This window comes from Achromobacter sp. AONIH1 (genome assembly GCF_002902905.1).
GTDB lineage: Bacteria > Pseudomonadota > Gammaproteobacteria > Burkholderiales > Burkholderiaceae_B > Achromobacter.
Window position 1 is genome coordinate 751570 of sequence record NZ_CP026124.1, and the last position, 16477, is coordinate 768046.

Below are 16477 nucleotides of genomic sequence, written 5' to 3' on the forward strand. Positions count from 1 at the left end.
TGCCGTTCCCTGGCGGCGCCATCGTCCGCCAGCCCTCGCAACCCGCCGCCGGCCGCCCCGCCGCCGCGCGCGCCCAAGGGGCGGCGCGCCGCCCCCCTTTCCCTGCGGCATCCATCGCGACGGGGATAGCCAACAACCGCCCGGCGGAGGATAGTGTTTCCGCAGGGACCGTCCGCGCGCCGGCCAGCCTGGCACGCGGGTTGCTTGTTATCAGGACCGGCTTCGAGCCGGCCCCAGCACTTGCATCGGAGGAGCCATGAAGGACAGACCCGCCCGCCCCCCCGCCTATGACGAAATGCGCGACAGCGCTGGCGGCATACGCTCCCACTACGAAGCGTTCGAACGCTGGCACGGCGAGCAGTCGGCCGAGTCCATGGCCGTGCGCCGGCTGGAAGCGGACCTGAGCTTTCGCCGCGTCGGCATCACTTTCTCGGTGGCCGGCGACGCCGCCGGCACAGAACGACTGATCCCGTTCGACCTGATCCCCCGCGTCATCCCCGCCGACGAATGGCGCCGGCTCGACGCCGGCCTGAAACAGCGCGTGCGCGCGCTGAACATGTTCATCCACGACATCTACCACGGCCACGACATCGTGCGCGCCGGGGTGGTGCCGGCCGAGCAGGTCTTCCTGAACGCGCAATACCGGCCCGAGATGCAGGACGTGGACGTGGCCGAGGATATCTACTGCCATATCGCCGGCGTCGACATCGTGCGCGCCGGCGCGGGCGAGTTCTACGTGCTGGAAGACAACCTGCGCGTGCCCTCGGGCGTGTCCTACATGCTGGAGAACCGCAAGATGTCGATGCGGCTGATGCCCGACGCCTTCGGCCGCATCAAAGTCGAACCCGTGGCGCATTACCCCGACCTGCTGCTGGACAATCTGCGCGAGGTCGCGCCGCACGGCGGCGACGCGCCCACCGTGGTGGTGCTGACGCCGGGCATGTACAACTCGGCCTATTTCGAGCACGCCTTCCTGGCGCAGCAGATGGGCGTGGAGCTGGTAGAGGGCCAGGATCTGTTCGTCGAACAGAACACGGTCTACATGCGCACCACGCAGGGCCCGCGCAAGGTGGACGTGATCTACCGCCGGCTGGACGACGATTTCCTGGACCCGCTGTCGTTCCGCGCTGATTCAGCGCTGGGCGTGCCGGGCCTGCTGTCGGTCTACCGCGCCGGCCGCGTCACGCTGGCCAACGCCATCGGCACCGGCATCGCCGACGACAAGTCCACCTACCTGTACGTGCCGGACATGATCCGCTTCTACCTGGGCCAGGAACCGATCCTGTCGAACGTGCCCACCTGGCGCTGCGCGCGGCCCGACGAGCTGTCGCAAGTGCTGGACCGCATGCACGAGCTGGTGGTCAAGGAGGTGCATGGCGCGGGCGGCTACGGCATGCTGGTCGGGCCGTCGGCCACGCGCGCCGAGGTCGAGGCCTTCAAGGACCGCGTGCGCGCCAACCCCGCCAATTACATCGCCCAGCCGACGCTGGCGCTGTCCACCGTGCCCACCTACGTCGAGTCCGGCGTGGCGCCGCGCCACGTCGACCTGCGCCCCTACGTGCTGTGCGGCAAGGACATCCGCACGGTGCCAGGCGGACTGTGCCGCGTGGCGCTGACCGAAGGCTCGCTGGTGGTCAACAGCAGCCAGGGCGGCGGCACCAAGGATACGTGGGTACTGGAGGACTGAACCATGCTGAGCCGAACCGCCGACAACCTGTTCTGGATGTGCCGCTACACCGAGCGCGCCGAGAACACGGCCCGCATGCTGGACGTGAACCTGCAGATGTCGCTGCTGCCGCAGGACGCGCAGGCGCGCGAGGGCTCGTGGCTGGCCGTGCTGCGCATCTCCGAGCTGCAGGGCCTGTACCGCGCCCGGCACGCCGCCATCTCGCCGCACGACGTGCTGCACTTCATGGTGCGCGACGCCGACAATCCCTCGTCCATCTATTCCTGCGTGCACGCCGCCCGCGAGAACGCGCGCGCCGTGCGCGGCAGCCTGACCACCGAGGTCTGGGAAACCTACAACACCACCTGGCTGGAACTGCAGAAGCACCTGCACACCGGCCTGCTGGAACGCAATCCGGGCGAGTTCTTCGAATGGATGAAGTTCCGCTCGCACCTGGCGCGCGGCGTCACCATCGGCACCATGCTGGAAGACGAAGCGCTGTATTTCATGCGCATCGGCATGCACCTGGAACGCGCCGACAACACCGCGCGCATGCTGGACGTGAAGTTCCACGAACGCGGCGGCAACGGCCACGCCGGCGAGGCGCGCAACGACGCCGCCGCGCCGCCGACGGCCGCGCAAAGCGAGTTCTACCGCTGGTCGGCGCTGCTCAGCTCGGTGTCGGGCCTGGAGATCTACCGCAAGGTCTACCGCGACGTGATCACGCCCGATCGCGTGGCCGAGCTGCTGATCCTTCGGCCGGACATGCCGCGCTCGCTGCTGGCCGCGATCCACTCGCTGTCCGACGACCTGGCGCGCGTGGCCAACCAGCGCTCGGCGGAAACGCAGCGCCGCACCGGCATGCTGCGCGCGGAACTGCAATACGGGCGCGTCGAGGACATCCTGGCCAGCGGGTTGCACCAGTACCTGGAGCACTTCCTGGACCGCATCAACGATCTCGGCAACCGCATCAGCCAGGATTTCCTGGTGCCCTTGTCGGCGTAGGAGCGCAGCATGAAACAGATCATCACCCACGTGACCCATTACCGCTACACCGCGCCTGTGACCTACAGCATCCAGACGCTGCGCCTCACGCCGCGCGACGACGAGCACCAGCGCGTGCTGCGCTGGCATATCGAGGCGCCCGGCGCGCTGGAGCGGCAAGTGGACGCCTACGGCAATATCACCCATACCCTGACGCTGAACCGCCCGCACACCGACATCGAGCTGCGCGTGGTCGGACAGGTTGTGGTGGGCGCGCTCGCGCGCGGCGCGCTGGGCGGCGAGGACAGCCGGCTGCCGGTGCATGCCTACTGCGTGCAGACGGCGCTGACCCAGGCCGACGAGACCATCCTGGCCTTCACCCGCCACGCGCTGCCCGACGGCCTGAACACGCCCGACGACGCGCTGGCGCTGGCGCGCGCCATCTGCGACCGCGTAGCGTATGAGCCCGGCATGACCGACGTGACCACCGCGGCCAACCAGGTGCTGGCCATGGGCCACGGCGTCTGCCAGGACCACGCCCACCTGTTCCTGGCCTGCGCGCGCGGCCTGGGCGTGCCCGCGCGCTACGTCAGCGGCTACCTGTACACCACCGCCGAGCACGCCGCCAGCCACGCCTGGGCCGACATCTGGCTGCCGGGCGCGGGCTGGACCAGCGTGGACATCACCAACCGCCAGTTCGCCTCGGAATGCCATTGCCGGCTGGCCGTGGCGCGCGACTACGACTCGGCCTCGCCGGTGCGCGGCGTGCGCAATGGCGGCGGCGAGGAATCCATGGAAGTCACCGTGCAGGTGCAGACCGCGGCGCAGCAATGACCCCCGCCGTGCATGCGGGCCGCGCCGCACTACAATGCGGCGTGGCTTTTCCCCTGCTCCGATCATGACCTACTGCGTCGCCGCCCGCCTGAACGCCGGCCTGGTTTTCCTGTCCGACTCCCGCACCAACGCGGGGGTGGACCAGATCAGCGTCTACCGCAAGATGACCGTCTTCGAACGCCCCGGCGAACGCGTGCTGGTCCTGATGACCGCCGGCAACCTGGCCGTCAGCCAGGCCGTGCTGGACGGCCTGGCCCGCCAGCAGCAGGAAGGCGGCGAAACGCTATGGAACGCGCCCGATATGTTCGAGGCCGCGCGCCGCATCGGCAACGCCGTGCGCGAGGTCTACCGCCGCGAGGCCGACGCGCTGCGCGAACAGGGCGTGGACTTCAACGTCAGCCTGATTTTCGGGGGCCAGATCGGCGCCGAACGCTGCCGGCTGTTCCAGATCTACGCCGCCGGCAACTTCATCGAGGCTGGCGAGGAATGCCCGTACTTCCAGATCGGCGAGGCCAAGTACGGCAAGCCCATCCTGGACCGCGTGCTGCAACCCGATACGCCGCTGGACGAGGCCGCCAAGTGCGCGCTGATCTCCATGGATTCCACGCTGCGCTCGAACATCTCGGTCGGCCTGCCACTGGACCTGCTGGTCTACGACACCGGCGCGCTGCGCGTCACGCACTTCGCCAGCATCGACGAGCACAACGAATACTTCCGCATGATCCGCGGCACCTGGGGCGAACGCCTGCGCCAGGTCTTCGCCGAAATCCCCGACCCGCTGTGGACCAACCCCGAGTCGCCCGACTCCCTGGTGCCCGCCAGCCGCGTGCACCAGCCCAAGCGGGTCGACCCCATGGACGTGCCGCAGGAAAGCTACCCGGCGCCGCAGGTGCTGGCCGAGGGGCCGGGGTCGGATCAGTTGAACTAGAGACTGCGCATGTTCGCTTGTACGCAATTCCGGGCTGTCCTACACTGCGGCCAACGCATGTGAATTTCACGTGCCCACCATCCGAGGCCCGTATGCAAGCAATTGCTGCGGGCTTTCGTGTTTCTGGCGCCAACGCTGGCCGCCCTGCTGAGCCTGGCCCGCTTGCGAAGCGCCATGAAAAAAGCCGGCATGCGCCGGCTTTCTTCATGTATCGCTTGCCCGAACGATCAACGCGACAGCTCGCGCCAGATCGCCATCGGCGCCTCGGCGTGGTTGAGCGTATAGAAATGCACGCCCGGCGCGCCGTTGTCCAGCAGGGTCTGGCACAGCTCGGTCACCACGTCCACGCCGAAGGCGCGGATCGAGGCCTTGTCGTCGCCGAACTCGGCCAGGCGCAGACGGATCCAGCGCGGCACTTCGGCGCCGCACATTTCCGAGAAGCGCAGCAGCTGCGAGTGGTTGGTGATGGGCATGATGCCCGGCACGATCGGCACGTTCACGCCCTTGGCCTGGGCCCGGTCGACGAAGTCGAAATAGGCGTCGGCGTTGAAGAAATATTGCGTGATGGCGGCGTTGGCGCCGGCCCGCACCTTGGCCACGAAATGCGCCAGGTCGGCCGACGGACTGGCGGCCTGCGGGTGCATTTCGGGATAGGCCGCCACTTCGATGTGGAACCAGTCGCCGGTTTCCTCGCGGATGAAGGACACCAGCTCGTTGGCATAGCGCAGCTCGCCCGCGTCGCCGCCCATGCCGGACGGCAGGTCGCCGCGCAGCGCGACCACGCGCCGCACGCCTTCGTTCTTGTAGGCCTGCAGGATGTCGCGCAGGTCCTGGCGGGACGCGCCCACGCAGGACAGGTGCGGCGCCGCGTCACAACCCAGGTTGCGCAGCGTGCGCACCGCGTCGGCGGTGCCGGCGCGCGTCGAGCCGCCCGCGCCGAACGTCACGCTGACGTACTTGGGCTGGATCGCCAGCATCTGCTTGGCCGCGCGCACCAGCCGTTCCTGGCCGGCCAGGTCGCGGGGGGGAAAGAACTCCAGGCTGAATGCAGGAGAAGTCGATTCGGACATTTCAGTTATCCATGACGCTGACCGCGCCCCTTGAAACAAGTGTCAATCCACCGGAAACCGCTGGACAAGAGCCCTCTGCCGGAACCGCGCCCACGGATGCCACCCCATCGGGATGCCGCGGATCCGGCTCCGCCGGTCCGCAGGCATGCCCCCTTGAGGGGGAAGCGCGCAGCGCTTCGGGGGTGGGCCTTCCCCCTCTACGGGATCAACTTGGTCAGCAGGCCGGAGATGATGCTGTAGAGGATCGCTCCGCCCACGGCCCACCAGAACCCGTTGACCTGGAAGCCCTTCAGCACGGAGCCGACGAACCAGAACAACAAGGCGTTGATCACGATGAGAAAGAGGCCGAGCGTGACGATGGTGATGGGCAGCGTCAGCAGCACCAGCACCGGCTTGACCAGCATGTTCACCAGGCCCAGCACCAGCGCGGCGATCAGCGCCGAACCGAAACTGGCCACCGTGATGCCGGGCAGCAGGTAGGCGACCGCCAGCAGGGCCACCGCGTTCAGGATCCAGACGAGAATCATGGACATGCTCAACCTCCAGTCTTGAAGCTCCGGGACCCGGCGGCCCGGTTGCGGCCGCCTTGCCCTGGAACCGGAAAACGCCGCGCCGACATGGCGTGGCGTCCCCCTATTTTGCTACAAGCATCAGTAGCGGTAGTGATTCGGCTTGTAAGGACCTTCGACCGGCACGCTGATGTAGTCGGCCTGGTCCTTGCGCAGCGTGGTCAGGTTCACGCCCAGCTTCTTCAGGTGCAGGCGCGCGACCTTCTCGTCCAGGTGCTTGGGCAGCACGTAGACTTCGCCCGACTTGTAGGCTTCATTGCGCGTGTACAGCTCGATCTGCGCGATGGTCTGGTTGGCGAAGGACGAGGACATAACGAACGAGGGGTGGCCGGTGGCGCAGCCCAGGTTCACGAGGCGGCCCTGGGCCAGCAGGATGATGCGCTTGCCGTCCGGGAAGATCACGTGGTCGACCTGGGGCTTGATCTCTTCCCACTTGCAGTCGGCCAGCGAGGCGACATCGATCTCGTTGTCGAAGTGGCCGATGTTGCACACGATGGCCTGGTCCTTCATGGCGTTCATGTGCTCGCGCGTGATGACGTGGAAGTTGCCGGTGGCCGTCACGAAGATGTCGCCATGAGCGGCGGCTTCTTCCATGGTCACGACCTTGAAGCCTTCCATCGCGGCCTGCAGCGCGCAGATCGGGTCGATTTCGGTGACCCAGACCTGGGCGCGCAGCGCCACCAGCGCCTGGGCGCAGCCCTTGCCCACGTCGCCGTAGCCGGCGACCACGGCGATCTTGCCGGCCACCATCACGTCGGTGGCGCGCTTGATGCCGTCGACCAGCGATTCGCGGCAGCCGTACAGGTTGTCGAACTTGGACTTGGTGACCGAGTCGTTGACGTTGATGGCGGCGAAAGCCAGCTCGCCCTTCTGCGACATCTGGTACAGGCGGTGCACGCCGGTGGTGGTTTCCTCGGTCACGCCCTTGATCAGCGCCAGGCGGGTCGAGTACCACTTCGGATCACGCTTGAGCGTTTCCTTGATGGCGGCGAACAGGATGCGCTCTTCTTCGCTGCCCGGGTTGGCCAGCACCGAGATGTCCTTTTCAGCCTTGGTGCCCAGGTGCAGCATCAGGGTGGCGTCGCCGCCGTCGTCCAGGATCATGTTGGCGTTCTGGCCATTGGGCCATTCGAAGATCTTGTGCGTGTACTGCCAGTACTCTTCGAGCGTCTCGCCCTTGACGGCGAAGACCGGCGTGCCGGACGCGGCGATGGCGGCGGCGGCATGGTCCTGCGTCGAGAAGATGTTGCACGAGGCCCAGCGCACTTCGGCGCCCAGCGCCACCAGCGTCTCGATCAGCACGCCGGTCTGGATGGTCATGTGCAGGCTGCCGGCGATGCGGGCGCCCTTGAGCGGCTGCTTGGCGGCGAATTCCTCGCGGATGGCCATCAGGCCGGGCATTTCGGTTTCGGCGATGGCCAGCTCGCGGCGGCCCCAGCCGGCCAGCGACAGGTCGGCGACGATGTAGTCGGAGAAGGATTTGTCAGTCACAGCGTTCATGGTGTGTAGCTCCACGTGTAGATCGAACGGCGCGCACAGGGCCGGACAACGCGAAACACCACGACGGTCGTGTGCTCGCCTTTCCCGCCACATGCGACAAAGGTGAGCGCCGTTGCTGTAGCGCCGCGCAAGGATGCGGGACGCATGAACAGGGATTCCTGAGCCTGGCGAGCCGTGTTCCGCGCAAGGGGAACAGCCGGATCGTCGCAACGCTCCTCAGGATCGTCGGGCATTGTACCGGTTTGGCCGCCTTGCGGGAAAGCGCCGCAAGGCCGGAACGCATCCGACCCCTTATTCTTCCAACGGCGCGGCTCAACCCGCATGCACCAGCGGCGGGTCCGGTTCGGCCCGCGGCGTCAGCGGCGCCAGCGCCGCCAGCAGGTCGGACGCGATGGCATCCCAACTGCGCGTCAGCGCGTGCGCCCGCACGGCGTGCCGGTCCAGCGACAGCGCCTCGCGGCAGGCGTGCGCCAGGTCCTCGTCCAGGCAGCCCGTCACGCCCGGCTGCACCACGGCCAGCGGCGCCTCGCTGCGGAACGCCGCCACCGGCGTGCCGCAGGCCATGGCCTCCAGCATCACCAGGCCGAAAGTGTCGGTCAGGCTGGGAAACACGAACACGTCGGCGGCCTGGTAATAGCCCGGCAGCTCATCGTCGTTGCGCATGCCCAGGAACACCGCGTCGGGAAACTTCTTCTTCAGGCGCGCCTCGTCCGGGCCGCCGCCCACCACCACCTTGCTACCCGGCAGGTCCAGCGACAGGAAGGCGTCCAGGTTCTTTTCCCGCGCGACCCGGCCCACGCTGAGGAACACCGGACGGGGCAGATCCTTGAACACCTGGCTCGCGCCCGGCTGGAACTTGACGGGGTCCACCCCGCGCGACCAGATCTGCAAATTGCCCAGGCCGCGCTGGACCAGGACGTCGCGCACCGTGGGCGTGGGCACCAGCACGCGCTGCGAGGGCCGGTGGAACCAGCGCAGGTAGCGCCACGGCAAGGCCGCCGGAATGCCCATGCGCGCCTGCAGGTAGTCGGGGAACATGGTGTGGAACGAGGTGGTGAAACGCCAGCCTCGGGCCAGCGCCATCTTGCGCGCGGCCAGGCCCAGCGGCCCCTCGGTGGCGATGTGCAGCGCGTCCGGCACCCGGTCGCCCAGCACGCGGCGCAGCTGGCGGCCGGGCTGCAGGCATAACCGCAGGTCGGGCTCGGAAGGCGCGGGAATGGTGCGGCTGCCTTCAGGGCTGACCACGGTCACTTCGTGGCCCCATTCGGCGAGGATCCTCAGCATGGTCGTCCAGGTGCGGACGACGCCGTTGACTTGCGGATGCCAGGCATCCGTGACCAGGACGATGCGCATGATGAGGCCGGAAGTGGTCGACAAGCGCGATTTAGCCCGCGCTATGTGACATGCCCAAGACCGGCCGCGCCGGCGGCCTTAATTGTTGCGCCGGGGGTAGCCCTGGGCCTTGATGCGGATCCAGACCGCGCGCTTTTCCTCTTCCGTCATGAAAACCCAGTTGGCCACTTCCATGGCCGTGCGGCCGCAGCCCCGGCAGATGTCGTCGAACAGCGTCGAGCAGACGGCCACGCAGGGGGAATCCGTGGCCTTGAAAGCGCGTTGCGCGTCTTCGGGCTCGGGCAATTCGGACAGATCGGCGAAATTCAAACTCATGGGCGCGAGATTACCACCGGCAGACCGTCCCTTTTTACAAGACCCTGCCCGCGACCAGGCGGGAATGCGCCCGACGCCTGCCATACGCCGCCGGCGCCTACAGAAACGGCGTGACCGCGCCGGCCAGCCTGCTCAGCTGCGGGCCGATCTCCTCCTCGGGCACCGAGCCGTAGCCCAGCAGCAGTCCGCGCGCCGCGGCCTCGGGATTGAGGTGATAGATCGACAGCGGCCGCGTCGCCACGCCGGCATACAGGCCGCGCTCCATCACCGCCACGTCGTCGACAGTGCGCGGCAGGCCCAGGATCATGTGCAGCCCGGCCTCGGCGCCGATCACCGGCACCGCCTCGCCGAACTCGCGCCGGATGGCGTCCATGAGCGCATCGTGGCGCGCGCGGTAGACGCCGCGCATGCGCCGGATGTGCGCCGCGTAGTGGCCTTCCGCCAGAAAGCGCGCCAGCACCGCCTGCTGCATCGTCTGCCCCTCGCGGAACAGCTCGCGCAACGCGCGCGCGAAGCCGTCCACCAGATCGGGCGGCAGGACCAGGTAGGCCAGCCGCAGCGCGGGAAACAGCGTCTTGGAAAACGTGCCCAGGTAGATCACCCGGCCGGACTCGTCCAGCGCCTGCAAGGCGGACAGCGGATGCGCGTCGTAGCGGAACTCGCTGTCGTAGTCGTCCTCGATCACCCAGACCCCGTGCTGCGCCGCGTAGTCCAGCAACTGGCGGCGGCGCGCCAGGCTCATGTGCGCGCCGGTGGGATATTGGTGCGACGGCGACACGAACGCCAGCCTCGGCGGCTCGGCCCATTGCGCGGCGCTTGGCGCCAGGCCCTCGCCGTCGACCGCCACCGCCACGCTCTCCAGGCCGGTGGCATGAAAGACGCTGCGCGCGCCCCAATAACCCGGGTCCTCCAGCCACACCCGGTCGCCCGGATCCGCCAGCAGCTGCGCCACCAGGTGCAAGGACTGCTGCGTGCCGCTGGTGATCACCACCTGCGCCGGCGTACAGGCGATGCCGCGCGTGCCTCGCAGATAGTCCGCGATGGCTTCGCGCAGTCCGGCATCGCCGTGTCCCGTGGCGTAGCTCAGCCGCTCCGGCTCGACGCGGCGCCACACGCGCGCCTGCAGCCGGTTCCAGGTCTGTATCGGGAACATGCGCAGCTCCGGCACGCCGGGCGCGAAAGCGCCCCATTGCAAACGCGCGGCCAGCGCCTCGCGCACCGTGCGCTCGCCCCGGCGCGACAGCGGCGCGTTGCGATCCAGCGGGAATTTTCCGGCCGCCACGACGGGTCGGGGAAACACGTCGGCGACGAAGGTGCCGCGCCCCACGCGCGCCTGCACATAGCCTTCGAAGGTCAGTTGTTCGTAGACATGGACCACCGTGTTGCGCGCGATGCCCAGCGTGCGCGCCAGCACCCGCGTGGGCGGCAGCCGCAGGCCGGCCGCCAGGCTGCCATCGCGGATGCCCGCCTGCAAGATGCCATACAGCTGCTGATGCGACGGCTGCCCGAGCTTGAACTGGCGCAGCACGAAGTCCGGCAGTCCGGTCGCGGCCAGCGGCGCCTTGCGCGTCGTCTCAGGATTGGTTCCCGCTTCAATCATTCCTGCGGCCTGTTCAAAGGACCAATCACACACCACATCACTTCGGGCCACGCGCCGGGGACCGCCAAGAAAAAGTGCGCGCCCTGCGCTTCGCAGCCATGCGCGCGTTGAGACCGACAGGCCCCGCCCACATCGCGAAGCGCCTTGATCTTACGCCGCGCAACGCGGTGTGAAAGTGAACTCGCATCGAAAAAATGGCTTGAAAAATTGAACGGCGCGGCGCGGCAATGCGCGCCTTCCCGGCAGCCGCCAACGCGTTCTCAACGCCAGGGAATTGGTTCTTCAACAATTCGATTCTTGGACCTTCTTCACGAACCACCCAAGCCATAGACTGCTCGCGAACAAGCCGTTTCCGGGACTCGACTCATGTCCCGGCCAGCAGTCATCAGTAGAAAGGAAGGATCCACAATGAACGGCGCCATGCATGGCAACTTCGGCATCGCCGGCGTGCAGATGAACGTCTCGGCCTTCGAGAACAACGTCGAGCGCATGGGCAATTACCTGCGCCACATCCGCGGCCGCTTTCCCTGGGTTCGGATGGTGCTCTTCTCCGAGCTGGCGCCCCTGGGTCCCCGGCACCACAACGCCGAGCCGCTGCCCGGCCCCACCGAGACCCGGCTGACCGAACTGGCGCGCGAAACCGGGCTGTGGCTGATCCCGGGCTCGCTGTTCGAACGCGTGGATGGCCCGGATGGATCCGTGGTCTACAACACCATGCCGGTGATCAATCCCCAAGGCGAGATCGTCGCGCGCTTTCGCAAGCTGTTCCCGTTCCGTCCGTATGAACGCGATGTGGCCGGCGGCACGGAGTTCTGCGTTTTCGACGTGCCCGGCGCGGGCCGCTTCGGCGTCTCGATCTGCTACGACATGTGGTTCCCCGAGACCACGCGCACCCTGGCCGCGATGGGCGCGGAAGTGATCCTGCATCCGACGATGACGGACACCATCGACCGCGATGTCGAGCTGGCCATCGCCCGCGCATCGGCCGTGCAGAACCAGGTCTATTTCTTCGACATCAATGGCGTGGGCGACGGCGGCGTGGGCCGTTCCATCGTCTGTGATCCCTCCGGCTATGTGTTGCACCAGGCCGACGGCGGCGCCGAGATCGTGCCGATCAGCGTGGACTTCGAGCGCGTGCGACGCGAGCGCGAACTCGGCTTGCGCAACCTGGGCCAGCCGCTCAAGAGCTTCCGCGACCGCGATTGCGACTTCAAGGTCTACCGGCGCGAGAGTCCGGACTTTCCGTATCTGAATACGTTGGGACCGCTGACCAAGCCCGACTGAGATCGGCGCTGGCGACGAAAAAAGCAAGGAGACAAGCATGCCGACCCCCCCCATCAAGAACGGCACGTCGCTGAGCCGCTACCGCAGCGTCTGGGAAATGCGCGCCGACGGCTGGATCAACCTGGTCGACGACCTGAGCCGCCTGGCCATCCTGCCGCCGGACGATCCGGAACGCGCGCGCCGCCTGGCGCACGTGCACAGGATCGTTGAATCGCTGACGCCGATCGAAAGCTACTGGGCCTTCCCTGGCGGCCGGGTGTTCGGCGAGCTGTGCCACTGGATCGAGCGCGAGGAGCTGGCGCGCGCGCACCAGGCCGCGCGCCGCATCCACCGCGTGCTGGCCGCGCGCACCTACCGCCACGACGCCAACACCCTGGACAGCGACCACGAGCTGCCCTCGCAGATCGAGACCGACAGCGAGCGCCAGGCCCAGCTGGCCCGGCCGTACTTCGAAGTGCTGATCGTCGACGAGATGTCGGCCAGCGAGGAGGACGCGCTGCGGCGGCGCGTGCAGCGCAAGCGCAGCGCCGACGACGACTTCATCTTCGACGTGGTGGTCGTGCCCACGTTCGAGGACGCGTTGATCGCGACGCTGGTCAACTTCAACCTGCAGGCGGTGGTGATCCGCCACGGCTTCCCATTCCACTCGGTCAACCACAACCACATGCTGCGCCGCTTCCTGGACGGCATGGACGGCAAGGTCGAGGACATGCCCGAGTTCGAGCGCGGCCCGCTGCTGGGCCGCCAGATCGCGCAGATCCGGCCCGAACTGGACCTGTACCTGGTCACCGACGTCAACGTCGAGGCCATCGCGGCGCAGGTCGGCGAAGTCTTCAAACGCATCTTCTTCGGCGAGGAAGACCACATCGAGCTGTACAGCTCGATCATGAAGGGCGTGGGCGAGCGCCACCGCACGCCCTTCTTCAACGCCCTGCGCGACTACGCCAAGCAGCCCACCGGCGTGTTCCATGCGCTGCCGCTGGCGCGCGGCAAGGCGATCATGAACAGCAACTGGATCGGCGACATGGCGCAGTTCTACGGCATGAACCTGTTCATGGCCGAAACGTCCGCCACCTCCGGCGGCCTGGATTCGCTGCTGGATCCGGTGGGGCCGCTGAAGCTGGCCCAGGAATACGCCGCCCGCGCCTTCGGCGCGCGCCGCACCTACTTCGCCACCAACGGCACGTCCACCTGCAACAAGATCGTGGTGCAAGCGCTGGTCAAGCCCGACGACATCGTGCTGGTGGACCGGAACTGCCACAAGTCGCACCACTACGGCCTGGTGCTGGCCGGCGCGCAGGTGGCCTACCTGGACTCCTATCCGCTGGATGAATTCTCGATGTACGGCGCGGTGCTGCTGCGCCACATCAAGGAAACGCTGCTGAGCTTTCGCCGCGCCGGCACGCTGGACCGCGTGCGCATGGTGCTGCTGACCAACTGCACCTTCGACGGCATCGTCTACGACGTCGAGCGCGTCATGCTCGAATGCCTGGCGATCAAGCCGGACCTCGTGTTCCTGTGGGACGAAGCCTGGTTCGCCTTCGCCCGCTGCCACCCGATCTACCGCCAGCGCACCGGCATGGCCAGCGCCGCCCGGCTGGCCGAGACCTTCAAGGATCCGGCCTACGCCCGCCGCCATGCCGCCTTCGCCGCTGGCATCGACTGGAACGACGACGAACAGCTGCTCAACGCCCGGCTGCTGCCCGACCCCGCCCGGGCGCGGGTGCGCGTGTACGCCACGCACTCCACCCACAAGACGCTGACCGCGCTGCGCCAGGGCTCGATGATCCATGTGTGGGACCAGGACTTCAAGGACAAGGTCGAGGAGTCCTTCCACGAAGCCTACATGACCCACACCTCGACCTCGCCCAACTACCAGATCCTGGCCTCGCTGGACGTGGGCCGCAGGCAGGTGGAACTGGAAGGCTACGAGCTGATCCAGCGCCAGCTCGAACTGGCGATGAGCCTGCGCGAGCAGGTGCTGCATCACCCCCTGCTCAAGCGCTATTTCCGCTTCCTGCGGGTGTCGGACATGGTGCCCGCGCCCTACCGCGAGTCCGGCGTCGACAACTACTACAACGACGAGACCGGCTGGGACAACCTGGAAGCGGCGTGGCAGACCGACGAGTTCGCGCTCGATCCGACCCGCGCCACGCTGACCATCGGCGCCACCGGCATGGATGGCGACACGTTCAAGAACAAGGAGCTGATGGACCGGTACGGCATCCAGATCAACAAGACCTCGCGCAACACGGTGCTGTTCATGACGAACATCGGCAGCACCCGCTCGGCGATCGCCTACCTGATCGAAGTGCTGGTCAAGATCGCCCGCGACGTGGACGCGCGCGTGGCCGATATGAGCTCCATCGAACGGCGCATCCACGAACGGCGGGTGCGCTCGCTGACGCTGGAGCAGCCGCCGCTGCCGGATTTCTCCAGCTTTCACTTCGCCTTCCGGGGCCGCAGCGTGGAAGGACGCGCCGAGACGCGCGATGGCGATATCCGCAGCGCCTTCTTCCTGTCCTACGAGGACGCCAATTGCGAGTACATCGGCATGGTCGAGGCCGGCCAGGCCATCGCCGCCGGCCGCGAGCTGGTGTCGGCGCTGTTCGTGATCCCCTACCCGCCCGGCTTTCCCATCCTGGTGCCCGGCCAGGTCATCAGCGCCGAGATCCTGCAGTTCATGGCCGCGCTGGATGTGCGCGAGATCCACGGCTTCCGGCCCGAGCTGGGCTTCCGCATCTTCAGCCAGGCCGCGCTGGACCTGGCCGCGCAGGCCACCGCCGCACGCGCGGCCCTGGCGCTGGCCGGACGCGCCGCCCAGTCGCAGGCCGGCGACCCGCCCGCGCAGACCGAACCGGCGCTTGCCGCCACGGCGTCCCCCGCCGCCAAGAAGCCCGCCTCCAGGAGCAAGAAATGAGCAACAAAGTCACCAGCATTTCGGATCTGCAGCTGATGTTCCACCGCAACGAGCGGCCCATCTACTTCATCAGCGCCACCAACTTCAACCTGCTGGGCATGGATCGCTGGGTCAACCGCTTCCGCTACATCAACTACATCGACTGCTTCGACGGACGCCATCCGAATGTGTTCGTGCCGCAGGAATCGCCGCATGCGGAATTCGAATCCATCGAGGACATCAACAACTACCTGCTGCAGCACAAGGACGTGATCGACATGATCGAGCGTCGCGGCGGCAAGCCGGTGGCCACGTTCCTGATGTTCGACGAGAAGACCGAGGCCTTGGCCAAGGAACTGGGCATGGAGGTCTGGTTCCCGCCGGCGGCGCTGCGCACCCGCTGCGACAACAAGATGGAAACGGTGCGCATCGGCAACAAGGCCGGCGTGCATTCGGTGCCGAACGCGCTGGAGAAAGTGGACAGCTACGCGCACCTGATGCAGATCGCGGACCGCAACGGGCTGGGACGCGACCTGGTGGTGCAATCGGCGTTCGGCGACTCGGGCCACACCACCTTCTTCATCGCGTCGGAAGACGATTTCAACAAGCACAAGGACGAAATCGTCAACGACCCCGAGGTCAAGATCATGAAGCGCATCAATTGTCGCGGCGCCACGCTGGAGGCCTGCGCAACGCAGTCCGGCACGCTGGTCGGACCGCTGCTGACCGAGGTGGTGGGCGCGCGCGAGCTGACACCCTACAAGGGCGGCTGGTGCGGCAACGAGGTCTTCCCCGGCGCGTTCTCCGAAGAGGTCCGCGCCAAGGCGCGCGACATGGCCGAGCGCTTCGGCAACCAGCTGCTGGCCGAGGGCTATCGCGGCTACTTCGACCTGGACTTCCTGATCGACACCGACAGCGGCGAGGTCTACCTGGGTGAACTGAACCCGCGCATCTGCGGCGCCAGCCCGATGACCAACCACGCCGCCTTCGCCTATGCCGACGCGCCGCTGTTCCTGTTCCACCTGCTGGAGTTCTCGGGCGTGCCGTTCGATCTGAACGTCAAGGAAATCAACGAGCGCTGGGCGCAGCCGCGCTTCATCGATTCCTGGTCCCAGGTGGTGATGAAGTTCACCGACGAAAAGGTCGACCAGGTGACGCACGCGCCGGCCACCGGCATCTACCGCATGGCCGAGGACGGCAGCGTGGCCTACCAGCGCTTCGACTATGAGCGCCGCGCCATCGACACCGAGCGCGAGGCCTTCTTCATGCGCATCACCGGGCCGGGCGACTACCGCTACGAGGGCGCCGACCTGGGCATCCTGATCACGCGCGGACGCTCGATGGACGACAACTTCAAGCTCAACATCCGCGCGCGCGACTGGATCCGAGGCATCAAGAACTACTACGCGGGCAAGCCGGTCATGACGACGCAGCACGACGCGGCGCCGGCGCCCGGTTCGTTCAAGATCCTGTAG

General features: G+C 67.3%; 13 protein-coding genes and 1 riboswitch. Of the genes, 7 read left to right on the plus strand and 6 right to left on the minus strand.

Going from position 1 to position 16477, the window contains the following annotated elements; all coding sequences use genetic code 11:
- Positions 1-256 precede the first annotated feature (256 nt).
- The 4 genes from C2U31_RS03460 (at position 257) to C2U31_RS03475 (ending at position 4412) form a co-directional block, all read left to right on the plus strand.
- Complete coding sequence (locus C2U31_RS03460; protein ID WP_103271565.1) at positions 257-1687, plus strand: circularly permuted type 2 ATP-grasp protein; 1431 nt, start codon at positions 257-259, stop codon at positions 1685-1687.
- Between the two features lie 3 nt (positions 1688-1690).
- Complete coding sequence (locus C2U31_RS03465; protein ID WP_103271566.1) at positions 1691-2671, plus strand: alpha-E domain-containing protein; 981 nt, start codon at positions 1691-1693, stop codon at positions 2669-2671.
- A gap of 9 nt (positions 2672-2680) precedes the next feature.
- Positions 2681-3484, plus strand: coding sequence for a transglutaminase family protein (locus tag C2U31_RS03470; protein WP_103271567.1), 804 nt, complete (start codon positions 2681-2683; stop codon positions 3482-3484).
- Positions 3485-3548: 64 nt separating this feature from the next.
- Positions 3549-4412 (plus strand): proteasome-type protease, encoded by an 864-nt coding sequence (locus tag C2U31_RS03475; RefSeq protein ID WP_103271568.1) that lies wholly within the window; start codon positions 3549-3551, stop codon positions 4410-4412.
- A 227-nt stretch (positions 4413-4639) separates the two neighbouring features.
- On the opposite strand, the gene metF is transcribed toward C2U31_RS03475, so the two are convergent.
- From metF to C2U31_RS03505, 6 genes are all read right to left on the minus strand, one after another.
- Positions 4640-5482: a methylenetetrahydrofolate reductase [NAD(P)H] gene (gene metF / locus C2U31_RS03480; protein WP_103271569.1), complete on the minus strand. Its 843-nt coding sequence runs from the start codon at positions 5480-5482 to the stop codon at positions 4640-4642.
- A gap of 197 nt (positions 5483-5679) precedes the next feature.
- Complete coding sequence (locus C2U31_RS03485; RefSeq protein ID WP_103271570.1) at positions 5680-6015, minus strand: phage holin family protein; 336 nt, start codon at positions 6013-6015, stop codon at positions 5680-5682.
- Between the two features lie 117 nt (positions 6016-6132).
- Positions 6133-7551 carry an adenosylhomocysteinase gene (gene ahcY, locus C2U31_RS03490; protein ID WP_103271571.1) on the minus strand — a complete coding sequence of 473 codons (1419 nt, stop codon included), beginning with the start codon at positions 7549-7551 and terminating at the stop codon, positions 6133-6135.
- A gap of 97 nt (positions 7552-7648) precedes the next feature.
- Positions 7649-7775: riboswitch (S-adenosyl-L-homocysteine riboswitch) on the minus strand.
- Positions 7776-7863: 88 nt separating this feature from the next.
- On the minus strand, positions 7864-8904 hold the full coding sequence (locus C2U31_RS03495) for a glycosyltransferase family 1 protein (protein WP_103276242.1): 1041 nt from the start codon (positions 8902-8904) through the stop codon (positions 7864-7866).
- A 78-nt stretch (positions 8905-8982) separates the two neighbouring features.
- A complete protein-coding gene (locus C2U31_RS03500; protein ID WP_103271572.1) occupies positions 8983-9219 on the minus strand; it encodes a DUF1289 domain-containing protein in 237 nt (78 codons plus the stop codon).
- Between the two features lie 97 nt (positions 9220-9316).
- A complete protein-coding gene (locus tag C2U31_RS03505; RefSeq protein WP_369869778.1) occupies positions 9317-10774 on the minus strand; it encodes a PLP-dependent aminotransferase family protein in 1458 nt (485 codons plus the stop codon).
- Positions 10775-11227: 453 nt separating this feature from the next.
- On the opposite strand from C2U31_RS03505, the gene C2U31_RS03510 reads away from it, so the two are divergent.
- From C2U31_RS03510 to C2U31_RS03520, 3 genes are read left to right on the plus strand one after another with little or no spacing between them, the layout of a single operon-like run.
- Positions 11228-12103, plus strand: a complete 876-nt coding sequence (locus C2U31_RS03510) for a carbon-nitrogen hydrolase family protein (protein ID WP_233772628.1) — start codon at positions 11228-11230, stop codon at positions 12101-12103.
- 37 nt (positions 12104-12140) lie between these two features.
- The gene (locus C2U31_RS03515) at positions 12141-15023 is read left to right on the plus strand and encodes an aminotransferase class I/II-fold pyridoxal phosphate-dependent enzyme (RefSeq protein WP_199770943.1); all 2883 of its coding nucleotides are present in this window, start codon (positions 12141-12143) and stop codon (positions 15021-15023) included.
- Entirely contained in the window at positions 15020-16477 is a 1458-nt protein-coding gene (locus tag C2U31_RS03520) for a biotin carboxylase (RefSeq protein WP_103271574.1), read from the plus strand. Before C2U31_RS03515 ends, C2U31_RS03520 begins: the two co-directional genes overlap by 4 nt.